The organism is Kiloniella antarctica (assembly GCF_042682825.1).
GTDB classification, from domain to species: domain Bacteria; phylum Pseudomonadota; class Alphaproteobacteria; order Kiloniellales; family Kiloniellaceae; genus Kiloniella; species Kiloniella antarctica.
In genome coordinates this window covers 511,300-529,195 of sequence record NZ_JBHUII010000004.1, presented here as the reverse complement: position 1 = coordinate 529,195, position 17,896 = coordinate 511,300, and the positions used below count along the sequence as shown (strand labels likewise).

Sequence of the window (17,896 nt, the reverse complement as noted above, 5' to 3'; positions counted from 1 at the left end):
GGAAGTTTCAGAAAATCGAATGAGAATTTCACTAATTCTCAAAGAATTTACTAATTTTAAAGGACCCACTGATTTTCAAAAAATTTACTGATTTTCAAAATTTTAGGGACTTTTCAAATAACCACTTTTTAAAAATACAAAATTTGACTGTTTATTAAAATCAGTTGGCGTGATGTTACATTACATCAGCAATGTTATTGCTTAACCTGTGGTTCAGTTTTCGTTGTGGTTCGGGATTTTGATCTGTGTATTATGTACGCGGATAGGTGGAATAAGCTATATCCCTTGATTTTAATGCGATATTTTTCACTCGAGCCATGGCAGACCCCGAATTTAATTTAATCAAACGCTTACATCTCATACATAATGCTGTTGTTTTTGAAGAACTCATGATTGTCATATATTCCTAAATCTATATGGTAGGTGTCAATATTTAGTAATTCCCCTTGGGTTGCCCTGGCCAGAAGCCGCGACAACCCTTTTTGATAAGAAAACGGAATGGAGTTCATACATGACTGATGGTCTGACACAGGGTGGAACTGAGATGGTTTCTGGCGAAGTAGCAAATGAAACTCTCGTTGGTCAGGCAGCTTCGGCTGTAGAAATTGCTGCACCAGCAGCAGGCGAAACAACAAACGTTGTTCTTAGCAAAGGACAAACCGCAACATTAAATTTCGATGCGACGGCAGCAACCCCGGTAATTGAAGGCAATGACTTTGTTCTGACCTTTGATAGTAACGGTGATGGTAGCGCCGATAGTCGTATCGTATTCCAGAATTTAGTTGCAGAATCCCAAGGCGCGGATGCTCCTGTTCTGGTTATCGGTGGTGTTGAACTTTCCGCAGGTCTTTTGATTGGTCAGGCACAAGCCTTGGTCGAAGGGCAAACCCTTGAAACCGCAGCTGGTGCAGGCGCTGGCCCACAAGGTGGTGGCGGTAGCACTTATAGTGATGATTTCGGTGAATCCATTGATGGCTTGAACGCACAGGGCGTGCTTGATGGAACACTTGCCGAACTCGTTGGTGCGGCCCTTGCGAATGATAATCCTGATCCTGCCGAAGGTACCTTTAGCTTTACTTTTGCAACAACGGTTGTTGATGGTGCGGATGTAAGCGGTGCTTTTGTTGGTGGCTTTGAAGACTGGCAGGCAAACCAGCATCTTGGGGATGACACAGAATCTCCGATGCAAATCGCCTTTACTTTTGTACCTGCAGACAATGAGGTCGTTGATTCTATCGACATCACGTCCTTGCCTGTTGGAGTGACGTTGTATGTTGGTGGTTTTGCCCCTGAAAATATCGTTTTCAGCAGTGTGCCGGGCGAAGAAGTCGGTACTTTACCGATCAATATTCTTGGATCAGACCTTGATGAAGTTTATTTGCAAGGCGATGAACACAGCGACGCAGATATTCCGGTTACAATCACCGCAAACATTTCCGATCCTGACAGCGGCGAAACTGCCTCTATTACAGCATCTGGAACCGCCATTATTGATGCGGCTGCAGATAAGCCTGATGTTGAGGTTCTGGCCAAAGAAGGCACTGTCATTGAAAACGCTTTTTCCGATCTATCTGACTGGACGGTTCTAACGTCAGCTGGAAAGTTGGTTGAAGTCAATGGTGGCAATGATGCACTTTTTGCATTTGGTGGGAACCCTGGTGGAGTAAACGTTTCTGATATTGAAACGTCTTTGGGACTTGAAGATGGTACTTTTGAAGGCCTGCGCACGGTGCAAGGCGATAATAACGAAGGTTTCTTCGACGGCGTTGCCATGTCTGGTACTTTCCAGGTTGCTGCCGGCCAGACCCTGACACTTGATTATGAGTTTTTGGTCAACGAAATTGGCGACAATTTTAATGATGCTCTGTTCATTGTGATCAATGGCACAGCTTTTAAACTGAGCGAAAATCTGGAAGCACCAAACGGCGCAACCCAAAGCTTTGACGGCGAAAACTGGGACGAAAGTTCTGGCGCGAAGGTCTTTACCCATACCTTTGATCAAACAGGTGACGTGACCATCAGCTTTGTTCTCTTTAACGAAGGCGACAGCATCAATGGGATCTTTGATCCTGCTGTCATTTTGGATAACCTTTCCACCGAAGGAAAGATCATCACTCAGGACGAGGAAACACCTGAATTGACGACTATTCCTGTATCCTTGACCTTTGATGATTTCGCGGATGGTTCTGAAACCCATCAGGTTGAGCTTAAAGGCGTTCCCGCTGACTGGGTTCTTGATCTTGAAGAAACCTTTGGTGAGCACGCAGGTCTGGTCAATGTGACATCTGTCGAATCAGGTGGTTTTGTGACCTATACCTTCGATATCACGGACTATGTCGACAGGCTGAACGGTATTGATCCGGTTACGGATACACCGGACGGTGTTGTTGGTGATGGAAGTGTGACCATTGACTTTACCTTTGATCCGCAAGATTGGACGTCACAGCGTTTGAACGACGGTTCCGAGAACGAAGACGGTCCTGCTGAGATTACTGTTACGGCCACAGCAAGTGAAACAGACCTGAGCGGTAGTGATCTGACTGACTTGAACGATGTCTCTACAACTGTGGATACAGTAACCGTTGATATTCAAGAAGACGTTCCTGAAGTTCAGGACGCAACATTGGTTCACGATGAAAGTCCGTTGCCTCAGGGTGACGCGAATGATGTCTGGTGGATTGGAAGTTCTGCAGGTCTTGCGATTGCTTCAAGTGGCTTGCACTTTGATGAAGTTGATTCCGTTTCAGATTTACTTGGCTTTGCGCAGAGTGAGATTGCTGTCAATTTCTTCTCTGATGGTCCAAACACTGGTGATGCTGCAACTGATTCTACTGTTGATGATAATGATATCGGCAATGAAAGTTTCGAATTCAAACTTTATGACGGGACGCTCAGCGTACTACAAACGACTGCTGGTGGTGCAATCTACCTGCATACGGATCCAGCGAACACAAATATCGTTTGGGGTCTGACAGATGACGGGGAAGCTGTTTTTGCTGTACATCTGGAGCAACCATCTGCGGGTGAAAGCAGCAGCCTGACATCATCATTTGTTCAATTCCAGTCTGTTAAAAACCCGACACCGGGAACCCGTGATGAAGGCAATCATGACGAAGTTACTGCAGCTCTTAATCTGCAAATTCGTGTCATTGATGACGAAGGCGATGCCAGCGAATACGCAAATCTGGCTGTGACTATTCAGGATGACGGCCCAAGCATTGGCTATATCCGTAACAACAATGATGATCTTGAAGAATCTGATCTGACACGAGGCGATCACAAAGATACTGTCTCTGGCCGCATTTTTGCTGATTTCGGTGTTGATGGTGGCAAGTTCACAGGTCTTGAGCTGAAATCTGTGACTGACCCAGATGGTACATGGGGTGATGCGGTTGCACCTGGCTTTGATGGTAACTTGACGTCAAATGGCGTGGCTGTTGTTTTTGGGCCTGCTGTTGTGATTGGTGGCAAGCTGACATTGATCGGTAAAGCGGGGGATGATGAAGTCATCAAGGTGACACTGGATGAAGATTCTGGATCATTCAAAGCAACGCTGCTTGGCCCAATTGATCACCCCGATCAGAATGGTGACCAACAGGTTGGATCTCGTGATCAGCTCAAACTAACCTTCACCGCGACAGTAACAGACGGTGATGGCGACACGGCATCGAAAGATTTCTCTGTCCGTGTGAAAGATGATGGTCCGGATGCTGACAATGAGTACAGAACGCATAAAAGCTCTTGGGTTTCAGAACACGATATGTTGCACGGTGGTGCGGCTGTCGCGGGTACACTGGATGTTGATTTCGGTGCTGATGGTGGTGCGATCACAGGTGTTGAATTCATTCGTTGGTCAGATACGGAAGACAACAACCCCAATGGCACAACACTGACATCGGGTGGTGAGAACGTTACCTTTGGTCCTGCTGAAATGATTGGTGGCCAGTTGGTTATGGTTGGTACTGTTCCTGATGGCAATGGTGGCACAACACCTGTTGTTACCGTGACGATCAACCCGACATCCGGTGCGTATACAGTGGAAGTATCCAAGGGCATTGATCACCCTGATCTAAGCCTAGAAGACGATGCGAATGACAAAGATCCGCTAAGCTTACAGTTCAAATATACGATCACTGACAATGATGGTGATACAGATACCGCAAACCTTGTTGTTGTTATCGAAGATGACGAAGCGGATGCGCATGATACCTATGCGTCTGAAGATATCAGTGAAGCAAACCTACTGGATAACGACGATACAAATGATGTCGTGTCTGGTACGCTTGATATTGATCACAATGCGGATGGTATTGCCGTTGTTGATCTCTGGTTTGAAGGCTGGGAAGACAGCGAAGATGGCAACCCGGATGGGGCGGTTCTGAAATCAGGTGGCAAGGATGTTGATTTTGGTACCGTTGGTACTGATATCGATGGCAATCTTGTTCTTGTGGGAACAATCGACGGTGGCGCAACTGATATCGTGACGCTCAAGGTTGATCCTGAAACTGGCAAATACACTGTTACCCTGCACGGGCCAGTAGATCACCCTGACCAGTCAACAGACGGTAGCAACCCAACCGACCCACTCACGCTTGATTTTGGCTTTAAAGTTCGCGATGGCGACGGTGATGAGGACGAAGAAACTCTCAGCATTTATATCGAAGACAGTGAACCTGTTGTTGATAGCAACCTGAACGCATTGGTTCAGCTGGATGATGATGCCCTTGCGGGTGGTCATGCCGGTGGTACAGGTGATGTTGATCCTGATAGCGAAAACCTGACCGGAACCTTGAACTTCGCGGCGGGTGCCGATGGGGTTGAAAGTGTTCTGTTGACCGGGGCGGCTTTGCCATCCGGTGCTGGTTTCTCATCCGCCTTGTCCAACGATGGCACTGTTCTCACGGTCAGTCAGGTTATCAACGGCGTACCAACAGACGTTTTCCGTGTGAACCTGACCGATAAAACATCTGGTGGTTATACGGTCACACAGCTAGCGGCGGTTGCCCATACAGCTGGTCTGGACGAAAACAATACCGAGTTCACCATTAACTATGAAGTGGTTGATGGGGATGGCGATAGTGCATCCGGATCAATTTCAATCAATGTTGATGATGACAGTCCGCTTGCTGTAACAGACAACGGAGAAGTGACCGAAGCTGGAACCCTTGACGTTACGGCGGCGAACGGTGTTCTTTCCAATGACGAGCAAGGTGCTGATGGTGCAGTTGTCTCTGGTGTTGCGGCGGGTGCTGGAACGCCTGCGGCATTAGGAACTGAGATTGAAACCGATTACGGTTTCCTGACCATGAATGCCGATGGGTCCTACACCTACGAATCCAAAGAAGGTACAATCAGTGACGACGTTGTTGATAGCTTTACCTATGAAATCAAAGATGCGGACGGTGATGTTTCCACTGCAACTTTGAACATCACGGTTAAAGATGCTGTGCCAACGGTGAACAATGCTAATAATGCACGTATTAAACTGGATGATGACGCCCTTGCAGGTGGTCACGCTGGTGGTACAGGCGATGTTGATCCTGATAGCGAAAACTTGACCGGTACACTAGATTTCGATGCTGGTGCCGATGGTATCCAGAGCATTGTTCTGACTGATATGAGTAGCGGAGGAGGGGCTGCCAATAAGCTTGGGCTTTATTTTAGTCCTACGGAGATCACTCTTGCCCAAGATATCGAAGGTGATGGTAGCTACGTCAATATATTCAAGATTACTCTGAGTGATACAACATCAGGTGCGTATACAATCACACAGCTAGCTCCTTTGCATCATGTCAGTGGAATAGATGAAAACAACGCTAAATTCCGTATAGACTATCAGGTTACCGACAATGATGGAGATATTGCAAACGGACAGATCTGGCTGGATCTGAACGACGACAGTCCACTAGCTGTGGTTGACAGTGGCGATGTCGATGAGGGTCAAACCCTTACTGTCTTGGCTGCTGCTGGTGTTCTTGAGAATGATCACCTTGGTGCTGATGGTGCGGTTGTAACTGGCGTTATTGCCGGGGATGGCACGCCTGTGGCATTGGGCACACCAATTGAAACAGCTTACGGTACCCTGACGCTCAGCGAAGATGGTTCTTACTCCTACGCAGCAAAAGCAGATGTGACCGACACGGATCTGGTTGACAGCTTTACCTATGAGATTACCGATGCCGATGGTGATACCTCTACGGCCAAACTGGATATCAATGTAACGGCTGTTTCCGAAGGCGGTGGTACCGACGATACATTAACCTTTGCCGTTGGTTCTCCTCTGGATGGTGGCGATGGTTTTGATACGCTCGCTATTCCTGGAACAGTTGGAAATGCATCAATCTGGATTACTCCTGGTGGTGGTGGAACGACCAGTTTTGATACTGATTTGATTAAGAACATCGAAGTTATTGATATGACCAATGGAAGCACAGATTACGAAGATTTTGGTGTCTTTGCACCAAACGCTTCGTTGACTTCACCGGGGATGCTTTCTGTACAGGACGTGATCGATATAACTGATGGGGATAATACTCTGTTTGTTATGGGTGATGGTGCCAGCGACGGGGTAAACCTGGAAGCAGGACAATCGGTTGGATCATCTGGTGATTCCGAAATTATCTGGACGCAAACGGCAACGGGTATTGCTGGTACAGAAGGATCAACGGTCGGACATACCTTTACTGAATATAGTGGGACAGGTGATCTTGGCGAAACCGTCAAGCTATACGTCGAAGATGACCTGACAGTAACGATATTCGGTACCGTCTAAAGCAATCTACTCCGCTAGATTAAAACAAAACCCCGGATCGAAAGGTCCGGGGTTTTGTTTGTTTAACGCTGAAAAATATAAGGTCTGAATGTTGATGGTGCCCGTCTTTTGGTAAATGGTGGTAGTGATATTCGTGTGACACCTAATTTATCTTTAAGGCTTCTTCAGTTAACCTTTTTAATTCATCTATTCTAACAGGTTTTTTTAAATACCCTTGGCATCCGCTTTCAATAGCTTCGCTTATGACCTTTTCATTTGTATTGGCACTTATCACGATTATTGGGATGTCTTTCAGGTTTAATTGGTTTTTTATATGACGAACGGCTTCTAGGCCGTTCATTTTTGGAAGGTTAATATCCATATATATAAGATCAAAGTCTTCGTTGATAAGTAACTCAAAGCTTTCTTCAGCCGTTTCAACCGATGAAAGGTAATCACCCCATAACTTTTCAACAAACAAGCTCAGTACCCGTGCATTAACAGGTTGATCTTCTATATATAAAAGCTTCATGTTTTATCCAATTTCATACGATCGAATGGTGTAGTTTTAAATACTGTTCTAACACGCTTTGTATCTCAAATATATTAATAGGCTTAGATAGAACGGCGTCAAATTTTCTCATTTTTATGTCTTTAGATGATGCATCTGAAATATCTGCTGTTATCGCAATTACAGGCGGTAAATTCTGGTACTCATTCTCTAGCTTTAGCATGGCTTCAACGCCGCTGATGCCCGGTAAATTAATATCCATAAAGACCAAATCACACTTGTTTTTCTCTATAAAGCTTAGTCCTGCTTCAGCCGAACGACAGCTTTTAAACGTTGCGTTTGGGTACGTTTCCTTAACAATTCTCTTTAACAGGGTAATGTTTGATGGGTTATCTTCAATGTACAAAACCAACCCTGAATCTTTTTTTGCTCCGAATGTGGTTTTTGGTTTAGGCAAGTTTTCTGGAGCTTGTTTGTTTTTGTCAAGATTAGCCGTGGGTAAGGTAATCCAGAAAGTACTGCCGTCTGTTGAGCTGGTTAGACCGATGTCACCTTTTAACATTGTGACGATTTTCTTGGTAAGTGCCAATCCAACTCCGCTGCCCTGAATATGAGAATTTTCAAGGCCCAATCTGTCGAAAGGAATAAACAATTTGCTTTGTAAATTTAGCGGAATGCCATAACCGGTATCTTCAATATTAATCCGAATAAATTTATCTTTTTGGGCTTCACAGGTTATGGAAACCGTACCGTTTTCACGGTTGTATTTTATGGCATTGGAGATCAGATTAATAAGACTTTGCCTTACCCTGACATGATCAGCATAAACGTATAAATTGTCATTTGTATCAGGATGAAATGTTACTTCTATATTATTTTCTGTCGCCAGAAATTTGGTTAAATCAATAGACTCTCGGATGATTTCATTAAGGTTGATATCTTCAAGAGAGACGGCGATAACGCCAGCTTCTATCTTAGACAAATCAAGCACATCATCTATCAGGCTGAGTAAGTGCTCTCCGCTTTTTAAAATATGGGTTGCTGCTTCTTGGTAAAGATCAAAATTAATTTCTTTTTCTTCTGAAATTTGCAGGAGTTGAGAAAATCCAAGTATCGTATTTAAAGGTGTTCTTAATTCATGGCTCATGGAAGAGAGAAAGTGTGATTTTGCCTGGTTCGCGTGTTCGGCTTCTTCTTTAGCCGCGAGGATATCATTTTCAGCGCGAACCTTTTCGGTTAAGTCCCTTAAAATACCAACAAAAAAAATGTCCTTTCCAACCTGAAGTTTACTCACCGCGAGATACATGGATAACTCTTTGTTACTCTTGGTCTTTCCTTCGACAATGCGGCCGATACCTATTATTTTTTTTGGTCCACCATCCATGTAATTTTTTAAATATTGATCGTGCTCTTTCCCGTATCTCGAGGGCATAATTTTGATGACGTTTTCGCCAATTATTTCCTCTTCTGTATAGCCAAAAATTTCTAACGCGGCGGGATTAACCATTTGGATAATACCTACTGGGTTAATAACGAGCATTCCGTCGACGACGGTATTCCAAATAGATTGAAAAAGGAGGGAATCACTTTGAGGGTTTGATAGATCTATACTGTCCATTATTTATTCCACTCAAGTTAAGCTATGATTTTTTCGCCGCTCGTACAGTGATTTTTTCATATCCTACCATAGGTAGAGTTTAATACTTGATTAATTTGTTAGGGGATTTTTTTTGCTCCGAGGAAAGGTCATTAATTAAAATGAGAACAGATTTCAAACTCGGGCAAAATTTTACAAAATTCTAGAATGACTTGAGTGATTTCATCCACCGGCAAGTCTTGGGATAAGGAAAATTTCGCTGTCTTCGGGGATGGGTTGGAACCAGTCGTCGCGGTAGATGGTGCCGTTGATCGCGACCGCGATGCCTTTTTCGATTTCGGGTTTTAATTCAGGGCACTGCTTTTCCAGACCGTTGAGCAACTGTCGGATATTCTTTGCTTCTATTTCAAGCGTGGAAATGCCGCCAGCGATCTGTTGGATTGTTCCCGAAAGTGTGACCTGAACCATATTTCCCTCTGTTACGACACAGCCATGTAACGAAGGCGGCCCTCTTTGTTGGTGAGGACCGCCTTGCTCTTTTTCGGTGACCTTATTCCGCAGCCACTTTGGCGTCGTCAATTGCTTTGAGAACGCGCGGTGGGGACATCGGAAGTTCGGTGAGACGCACACCAGATGCCGCCGATACAGCGTTGGCAATGGCAGCCAGTGGCGGCACGATCCCGGTTTCGCCGACACCACGAACACCATATGGATGACCAGGGTTTGGAACTTCCACGATTACGGTGTCGATCATCGGCAGATCAGATGCGACAGGCATACGGTAATCAAGGAAGCCTGCGTTTTGAAGTTTACCGTCTTCGCCGTAGATGTACTCTTCGTTCAATGCCCAGCCGATACCTTGAACAGCACCGCCCTGAAACTGACCTTCGACGTAATCCGGATGGATTGCCTTGCCAGCGTCTTGCACAACGGTATAGCGCAGGATATCGACGCGTCCGGTTTCAGGATCGACCTGGGTATCAACAATGTGTGTACCAAAGCTTACGCCCGCACCATCGGCGTTATATTCGTGATGACCTGCAATTGGTCCGCCCGTTTTGGATGCGGTTTTGGCAATTTCTGCGAGTGACATCGGCTCGAAATCACCTGCATTGGCACCAGAAGGTTTGGCGTGGCCATCTTCCCATGTGACGGCTTCGGCTGGAATGTCCCAGATCATGGCGGCACGGCTGCACATTTCAGTGATCGCCTTCTGTGAAGCCTTGATCACAGCCATACCACTGGAGAACGTGACACGACTGCCTTCTGTTGTGTCGTTATAGCCAAGAGCAGAAGTATCGGCGACGATTGCGCGAACTTTGTCATATGGGATGCCAAGTTCTTCCGCAGCCATAATACACATGGCGGCACGCGAGCCACCGATATCAGGTGTCCCAACAGCAATTGTGACGGTACCGTCCGCATTGATGTTGAGATTGGAGCAGGTTTCCCCGCCGAAGTTGAACCAGAACCCGCTGGCCACACCCCGGCCCTGATTGGGACCAAGCGGCGAGGAATAATGCGGGTGATCGCGGGCGGCTTCGAGGGTTTCAACCAGACCGCAAGAGCCAAATTTTGGACCGTAAGAGCTTTTACTGCCTTCACGTGCGGCATTTTTCAAGCGCAGTTCAATCGGGTCCATACCGATTTTTCCTGCCAGTTCCGCGATTACAGATTCCACGGCATAGACCGACATTGGTGCGCCGGGGGCACGGTAAGCGGCACCCTTTGGACGGTTGGTCACAACTTCGTAAGCGATTGTCTGTACATTATCGAGCGCGTAACAGGCAAACGCAGACATGGCACCAAATTCTGCTGGTGCGCCCGCAAAGGCGCCGCCTTGATAGCGAAATTCACCATAACCAGCGGTAATGCGACCGTCCTTGGTGACGCCGATTTTCACGTTCATGCTGGAACTTGCTGTCGGACCAGAGGCTTTGAATACTTCATCGCGTGTCATGGCTATTTTTACCGGACGTCCGGCCTTGCGGGAAAGCGCCAGCGCGACAGGTTCGATGAAGACCGTGGTCTTGCCACCAAAACCGCCGCCGATTTCAGACGCAGTTACCCGCAGGCGAGATACATCAATACCGAGCAACGAAGCACAAACCTGTCGGACATGGAAATGCCCCTGGGTACAGCACCACAGCTCGCTCATGCCGTCAGCACCGACATTGGCAACGCAGGCGTGGGGTTCGATATAGCCCTGATGGGTGGCGGCAGTTTTAAAATCGCGCTCGATTACAACGTCGGCCTGCTTAAAGCCAGCCTCGACATCGCCGTGGCCAAACTCACTGCGCGCAGCAACGTTGGAGGGCTTGACGGGCGCAGGTGTAACACCGGAAGTGATCATATCCGCATGAAGAAGAGGGGCATCAGGGGCCATGGCTTCGTCCACGTCAGTGACGTGTGGCAGGATCTGATAATCGACCTTGATCAGTTTTAGCGCTTTGCGTGCAACGGCTTTACTGGTGGCGGCAACGGCGGCAATCGCGTGACCTTCGTAAAGGGCTTTTTCGCGGGCCATGATATTACAGAGCACATCGTGATGATCGGCGTTTTCAGCAAAATCATCGCGCGTGATCACAGACTTCACACCGGAAAGCGCTTCTGCTTCGGCAGTATCAATACTCACAATAACAGCATGAGGGTGCGGACTGCGCAGGATCAGACCGACCAGCTGGCCCGGCATTACCATATCTGACCCAAAACGGGCGCGGCCTGTTACCTTGTCCATACCATCTGGACGTGGCGGGCGGGAACCAACAACTTTGAAGGATTTTGCTTTATCCGCATCAAATTCAGCAGCGCGGTTTTTAACGGTTTTTGGAGCTGGAGCGTTATCAGCGTCTGGATTACGTGCCATGATTATTGCCCTCTCATTTCTGCTGCAGCGTCCATAACGGCGCGAATGATTTTATCATATCCTGTGCAACGGCAAAGGTTCCCGGCGAGCCAGAAACGAACTTCGGTTTCGCTCGGGTCGGGGTTCTTTTCTAAAAGTGCTTTGGCTGCAACCACAAAACCCGGCGTGCAGATACCACATTGTAAAGCAGCGTGGTCGAGAATTTTCTGTTGAATCGGGTGGAGCTGTGTGCCCTTGGCAACGCCTTCGATGGTGCCGATATCGTGGCCTTCGGCCTCTGCACCCAACATCAAGCATGAACAGGTCAAGCGGCCATCAACCGTCACCGAACAGGCCCCGCAATCACCAGAGGCGCAGCCTTCTTTGGATCCTGTCATACCGAGTTTATCACGCAACACGTCAAGCAGGGTTTCTTCTACATCACAGACGAATTCAACAGCGTCGCCATTGATTTTGGTTGAAACATGAATACCGGACATTGTTATTTCTCCCCCCCGTTTGAGGTTTTTTTACTGGCTCGCGCGTTGGCTCGCTCAAGGGCAATTTTGGCTGCGCGCACCGCCAGAACTCCGGCAACTTTGGTACGGAATTCGATGGTGCCACGTTTGTCATTGATGGGCTTACAGGCAGCAGAAGTCGCTGCAGCCATTTTTGCAAGCGCGTCTTCGTCAAGTTTAGAGCCGATCAATGCTTTGGCAGCGTCTTCAACCAACAGAACTTTGATCGCAACAGCACCTAAACCAACACGTGCATGTGTGCAAACACCATTATCATCCAGTTCGATATTCACACCAACGCCAACGACAGCAATATCCATTTCTGTGCGGGGGATGAAACGCAAATAAGAATCTCCACCTCGTTTTGCCTGTGCGGGCAGGAGTACACTCTCAACAATTTCGCCTTTGGCCAAGGTGGATTTACCCGGCGCAACCGGGATCTCAATGACAGGCACTTCACGACGGCCATTCGGGCCAACAATCGTTGCAACCGCATTGGCGGCAACCATCCCCGGCACACTATCGGCAGCGGGGCCACAGTTGCAAAGGTTGCCAACCATAGTGGCGCGTCCTTGAACCTGAGTTGATCCGATCAGATCTGCACCTTCCATAACGCCGGGCCACATGGCGCAAAGACCTACATGCTCGTTCATTTCAGCAGAAGAAACCGCAGCACCAATTCGGTAACCACCGTTTTCTTCGACGATAGAGGTCATGGTCGGGATATTTTTAACATCGACCACCAGATCGGGTTCAACCATGCCAGAACGCAGTTGCACCAATAGATCAGTTCCGCCAGCGAGAACACGGGCGAGACCCGCCTCATCAGCCAGCAACGCGGATGCTGCTTCTATAGTTTTGGGAGATTCATAACGCATATACTAGATCCACTTGTCTCATCTCAACGAAAGTCGTTTTCCTGATCCCGGTTTCAGATCGCACCTAACAGCCTTCAGCACTTATGTCTGATGACCTTCTGAGCAGTCTGTCCATTCTTTTTCTTCTTTGTACAGTAGTAGATAGGGTGTGAGCCCCCTTTGTAAACATCAAACACGTCGCGGATGTCTTTTTTTATAAAATATAAGTTGTGGTTATATCCTATGGATTTGAAGTTTATATCTATGAGATATTTAGTGCGCTGAAATTGCATTCTGAGGAGATTTTCCCAACTGTTCGGCGAGATAATCGATCAACATGCGGACTTTGAGGGTTGAGGCTGCGCCGGGAGGATAGACGGCGTAGAGATCGAGCGGTGCCATTTCGTATTCGGGGAGCAACATAATAAGATCGCCCTTGGGTGATTCCCAAAATTCGTGTTCGGGCAGCAGGCCAAGGCCATGACCTTCCAAGACAAACTGTAAGCGAGCGCCGGCGTTGTTGGTACGCACCGGGCCTGAGATGCGGACCTTATAGGAACGTTCATCACGGGTGAGGGAGAGCACGCCGGAATGTCTGCTGTAGGTGACCCAGTTGTGAGAAGCCAGGTCTTCGGGCGCGGTCGGTGTTCCTGCCATTTCCAGATAGCTTGGGGCAGCACAGATCCGTCGACGGGTACTGCATATTTTTTTCGACATCATGTCTGAATCAAGTAACGGGCCAGACCGGATTGCGATGTCGTACCCGCCTTGGACCAGATTGGTCAGCTCGTCCGTAAGCTCTACGTCCAACTCGATCTTTGGATAGAGGTGACGAAACTTGCTGAGCAGGGGCACAATGCGTTTGAGACCAAAGTTGGTCGAGCATGTTAGCGAGATCCGCCCCACGGGTTCATCACTAAGGCTTTGAATACGCCGTGTTGCGGCCTCTGCCTCTTCGGTGATGAGTTTGCAGCTTTGGTAATAATCTTCACCTGCGTGGGTCAGGCTAAGGCTACGGGTGCTGCGGTGAAGTAATCGTATGCCAAGGCGTTCTTCGAGCTGTTTGATCTGGTGACTTATTGCGGCACGCCCTAAACCCAATCGACGGGCAGCTTCTGCAAAGCTGCCACTTTCAACCACACGAGCAAAGATAATCATGCCTCTTAAATCATCCATTATGTGCCCTTATAGCCGTTATTTTATTGTCAAATAATATCATACAAAATGTATTTATATTGGTCTATTAACATTATTGAAGAAGCAAATTATCTTTATCTCAACGGGAAAGGAAACGTCGTTGTTTGTTTTCACCTATTTGTATTGATTAAGGATATTGTTATGAAAATTTTGATGATTTTGACTTCTCACGCAGACTTTGGTGCCAGCGGGCGAAAAACGGGTTTCTGGATGGAAGAGTTCGCAGCACCTTACTACCGCTTTGCAGAAGCAGGAGCAGAGATCACACTTGCCTCTCCCGCAGGTGGACAACCGCCCGTGGATCCGGCAAGTCTGGGGGCTGATTTTCAAAGTGATGATACCCGCCGTTTTGAAAAGGATGAAGAAGCTCAGACCTTGTTGGCGAACACCAGTAAATTGACAGATGTCCAAGCCAGTGACTTTGACGCGGTCTTCTATCCCGGTGGTCATGGGCCGCTGTATGATTTAACTGACAATGTTGCTTCTCTCGCGCTTCTTACTGAATTTCACACTGCGGCCAAACCGATTGGGGCTGTCTGTCACGGTGTTGCTGCGTTGGTTAAAGCGACAACCAAGAACAACGAACCGATTGTGGCAGGGCTTGAACTTACCGGCTTTACCGATAGTGAAGAAGCCGCTGTGGGCGCGACTGATCTGGTGCCTTATTCCGTAGAACAGGGCTTACAAAAAGCAGGCGGTATTTTCCGTTCCGCAGACGACTGGGCCGATTTCGCAATTCGGGACGGCGTGCTGGTCACCGGACAAAACCCGGGATCATCTGATTCCACCGCGCGTTTGCTGCTCGAAGCCTTGGAGGGCTGATCTACAATTGATTTTGAAGGAGCATTTATGGCCGTAAGGATACAGAGCCTGCTAAATGCTCCTTCATGTAATCGAGATTATTCGAACCGCGATATGGCTTTAAATTTTTTGGGATAGCTCAAAAAGGTTATCCCAAGGGTCTGAGACGAAGGCGAGCAGGCAGTTGATATCATCGACAACAAAAGGTTCGGCCACCACTTTCACACCACGTGATCTGAGTTCTTCCAGCGTCTTTTTCGTATCCTCTACGGCAAAACAGATATGATGAGATCCGCCTTCGCCCAGACTGGCACTAAGGTCGGCATGTTTTGTACGGGGGGTGTTGAGGGTGCCGCCGATAAGCTCTATGAGAAAATTATCATCTGCAGCGGGTGCGAGATAGGCGAGTTTGAGGTCGCCAAAGGGCCATTGATGTATGACCCGAAAATCAAACTTTTCAATGAACCAGTCACGGCTGGCATTAAAATCGGGCACTCTCAGGGCCAGGTGGTCAGCTTTCATGGATGACAGAGGGCTTAGATTGTTTTTTGCGGGATAGGTAGGGATTGCCATCGTAAATTCCATTAACAGTTTAAGGTTATCTGATGACCTGACTATGAGGTTAAAGCGAGACGCAGCGTTATCATATTCCTTTCTGTCTTTTGCCTAAAACTCCAAAAAAGTTCCTTTTCGGTGTAAATTTAACCTTTGTCTGTCATGATCCTCCAGAATGTTTGATAACTGGGTGTAGGATATACACGGCAAAATGGATGATGCAGACGCGTTGATCGCAATTGTTGGCAGGTTGGCACCTGATGAGGGAGAGAACCTGACGGCAATTCCTGATATTAAGCTTTATCGTCATGAAGAAAGCTTTTGCCGCCGGCCTTATATGTATGGTCCGTGTATCTGTGTTGTAGTTCAAGGGCGAAAGCGCATGTACTATGGCGGGGCGGGGAATCAGGATAAATACAACGATTACAATCCTCGAAATTATCTGATCAATTCTGTCAGCTTACCCATTGAATCTGATGCTTATGATCTCTCGCCCGAACAGCCTTTTTTGGCTATTCAGTTGGACATTGATCAAGCCCTTGCCAGTCGTTTAATTGCCGAAATTGGCCCTGCCCGTGGGCCAAAGGCTAAACGGGCGCGCACTGCAGATATCGAGGCGGGAGAAATTATTGGCGCACCCCGTGGCGACAATTTGAGTGAAATCTGTGAAGATGTTGGTGGAAACCCTGTTTTATCGGGGCGGGCGGATAGTCTGGACATCAGCTTATCTAGCCCACTGACGGACAATTTGCAGAGGATCGTCTTGCGTTTGATAAAAACCCTTGATGATCCTGTCGATGCACGGGTGCTCGCGCCTGCAATCACGCACGAGTTATATTACGAAGTTCTTTGTGGGCCGCGGGGGGTATTGTTGCGGAACTGTGTTGCAAACGATACCTATGCCAATAAAATTGCACCGATTGTTCATTATATTGAGCGCCATTTTGATCGCCCGATTGAAATTGACACGTTGGTTGCAGTGGCAGGTATGTCAGCTTCGTCCTTGCACAGTAAATTCAAACAAGCCACAACTATGACGCCAATCCAGTTCATCAAAAACTTTCGCCTGCATAAGGCACGGCGTTTGATTTTATCGGGAACATCGGCCGGTGACGCATCCTTTGCTGTGGGATACAACAGCCCCAGTCAATTCAGCCGCGAATACAAACGCCTTTTCAATCAATCCCCAAAAGAAACATCAAGTCAGATACGCATGATTTAGCAGGATTTATTACCTTAGTTTTTATGATTTTACTTAAGGTGTTTCCAAGAAGAAAATTAAGACGTTAACGATGTGGTATTTCTTGTGACGTAAAATGCGGGGGAGTATTAGGAAAAGGTCGCTGAGATGAAGATTGTTTTATCTATAATTTGTTATTTTCTGTTGATCAACAGCCTGTCCGCACAAACCGTTTTTACGACCAGAGGGCCAGAGACTGCGAACGATCATCGTTATGAATATCAGCATAGATTGATTGAGTTGGCGTTACAAAAAACCGTTGATGAGTACGGTCCCTACAGATTGTTACAATCACGCATGGGGGCCAATACCAAACGGGCGATGGTTGAAGTTGAACAGGGTTATTACAAAAATTACTTTGTCGCTAATGCTGTTACCCCAGAACGTACGCAAAAGATGGTTGCCATTCCTTTTCCCATTGATCTTGGTATTTTGGGATATCGGGTGTTTTTTGCGTCTACGCAAACTCTTGCGCGCTTAAAAAGCGTCAAGAACCTCGATCAACTCAAGGAATTTTCAATGGTTCAGGGGATTGGGTGGAACGATACTGAAATTCTCAAAAAATCAGGATTCAATGTGGTTGAAGCGAGTAATTATCACGGCATGTTCCAAATGGTGGCCAATAACAGGGCGGATCTCTTCCCCAGAGGAATAAATGAGTTCCTTAATGAATGGGAAGCGAACAAAAAAATCAAAAACCTCGCCTATGACGAAAATTTAATCCTTTATTACCCCTTTCCAAAGTTTTTTTACACGACCAAGGGCAATGAAAAACAAGCCGATCGAATTATGAAAGGGTTGGTTGCTGCCTATAAAGACGGCTCTTTACAAGGGCTGTGGCAGTCGCAGTATCAAGCCAGCATAGATAAAGTCAATATGATGGAACGGCGTATTCTTTCGGTGAGAAATCCTGATTTGGCAGAAATAGATCCGTCTTATGCGCAATACTTTTACTTCGCTTCTCAGGCTGGGACGCATTAAAATTTGTACGAGGTAGGTCTCTCTCTCTCCCTTTTTCTGGTGA

General features: G+C 47.2%; 12 protein-coding genes. 4 read left to right on the top strand and 8 right to left on the bottom strand.

Annotation, left to right across the window (positions count from 1 at the left end):
• Nucleotides 1-511: 511 nt before the first annotated feature.
• On the top strand, nucleotides 512-6,772 hold the full coding sequence (locus ACFSKO_RS09490) for a DUF5801 repeats-in-toxin domain-containing protein (RefSeq protein ID WP_380250846.1): 6,261 nt from the start codon (nucleotides 512-514) through the stop codon (nucleotides 6,770-6,772).
• A gap of 142 nt (nucleotides 6,773-6,914) precedes the next feature.
• On the opposite strand, the gene ACFSKO_RS09485 is transcribed toward ACFSKO_RS09490, so the two are convergent.
• The 7 genes from ACFSKO_RS09485 to ACFSKO_RS09455 all read right to left on the bottom strand — a co-directional run bounded on the left by ACFSKO_RS09485 (nucleotide 6,915) and on the right by ACFSKO_RS09455 (nucleotide 14,255).
• On the bottom strand, nucleotides 6,915-7,283 hold the full coding sequence (locus tag ACFSKO_RS09485; RefSeq protein WP_380250844.1) for a response regulator: 369 nt from the start codon (nucleotides 7,281-7,283) through the stop codon (nucleotides 6,915-6,917).
• Between the two features lie 13 nt (nucleotides 7,284-7,296).
• Nucleotides 7,297-8,880 (bottom strand): PAS domain S-box protein, encoded by a 1,584-nt coding sequence (locus ACFSKO_RS09480; RefSeq protein WP_380250842.1) that lies wholly within the window; start codon nucleotides 8,878-8,880, stop codon nucleotides 7,297-7,299.
• 201 nt (nucleotides 8,881-9,081) lie between these two features.
• A complete protein-coding gene (locus ACFSKO_RS09475; RefSeq protein WP_380250840.1) occupies nucleotides 9,082-9,438 on the bottom strand; it encodes a MoaD/ThiS family protein in 357 nt (118 codons plus the stop codon).
• Nucleotides 9,410-11,725 carry a xanthine dehydrogenase family protein molybdopterin-binding subunit gene (locus ACFSKO_RS09470; protein ID WP_380250838.1) on the bottom strand — a complete coding sequence of 772 codons (2,316 nt, stop codon included), beginning with the start codon at nucleotides 11,723-11,725 and terminating at the stop codon, nucleotides 9,410-9,412. The genes ACFSKO_RS09475 and ACFSKO_RS09470 overlap by 29 nt, the downstream gene beginning before the upstream one ends.
• 2 nt (nucleotides 11,726-11,727) lie before the next feature.
• On the bottom strand, nucleotides 11,728-12,204 hold the full coding sequence (locus tag ACFSKO_RS09465; protein WP_380250836.1) for a (2Fe-2S)-binding protein: 477 nt from the start codon (nucleotides 12,202-12,204) through the stop codon (nucleotides 11,728-11,730).
• A gap of 2 nt (nucleotides 12,205-12,206) precedes the next feature.
• Complete coding sequence (locus tag ACFSKO_RS09460) at nucleotides 12,207-13,100, bottom strand: FAD binding domain-containing protein (RefSeq protein WP_380250834.1); 894 nt, start codon at nucleotides 13,098-13,100, stop codon at nucleotides 12,207-12,209.
• Nucleotides 13,101-13,352: 252 nt separating this feature from the next.
• Nucleotides 13,353-14,255: a LysR family transcriptional regulator gene (locus ACFSKO_RS09455; RefSeq protein ID WP_380250832.1), complete on the bottom strand. Its 903-nt coding sequence runs from the start codon at nucleotides 14,253-14,255 to the stop codon at nucleotides 13,353-13,355.
• A 162-nt stretch (nucleotides 14,256-14,417) separates the two neighbouring features.
• Here ACFSKO_RS09455 and ACFSKO_RS09450 point away from each other — a divergent pair, with 162 nt between their 5' ends.
• Nucleotides 14,418-15,098, top strand: a complete 681-nt coding sequence (locus ACFSKO_RS09450; RefSeq protein WP_380250830.1) for a type 1 glutamine amidotransferase domain-containing protein — start codon at nucleotides 14,418-14,420, stop codon at nucleotides 15,096-15,098.
• A gap of 99 nt (nucleotides 15,099-15,197) precedes the next feature.
• Here ACFSKO_RS09450 and ACFSKO_RS09445 read toward each other — a convergent pair whose 3' ends face one another.
• On the bottom strand, nucleotides 15,198-15,650 hold the full coding sequence (locus tag ACFSKO_RS09445) for a VOC family protein (protein WP_380250828.1): 453 nt from the start codon (nucleotides 15,648-15,650) through the stop codon (nucleotides 15,198-15,200).
• A gap of 193 nt (nucleotides 15,651-15,843) precedes the next feature.
• On the opposite strand from ACFSKO_RS09445, the gene ACFSKO_RS09440 reads away from it, so the two are divergent.
• A complete protein-coding gene (locus tag ACFSKO_RS09440; protein WP_380250826.1) occupies nucleotides 15,844-16,854 on the top strand; it encodes an AraC family transcriptional regulator in 1,011 nt (336 codons plus the stop codon).
• Nucleotides 16,855-16,980: 126 nt separating this feature from the next.
• Nucleotides 16,981-17,853 carry a hypothetical protein gene (locus tag ACFSKO_RS09435; RefSeq protein ID WP_380250824.1) on the top strand — a complete coding sequence of 291 codons (873 nt, stop codon included), beginning with the start codon at nucleotides 16,981-16,983 and terminating at the stop codon, nucleotides 17,851-17,853.
• Nucleotides 17,854-17,896: the final 43 nt, after the last annotated feature.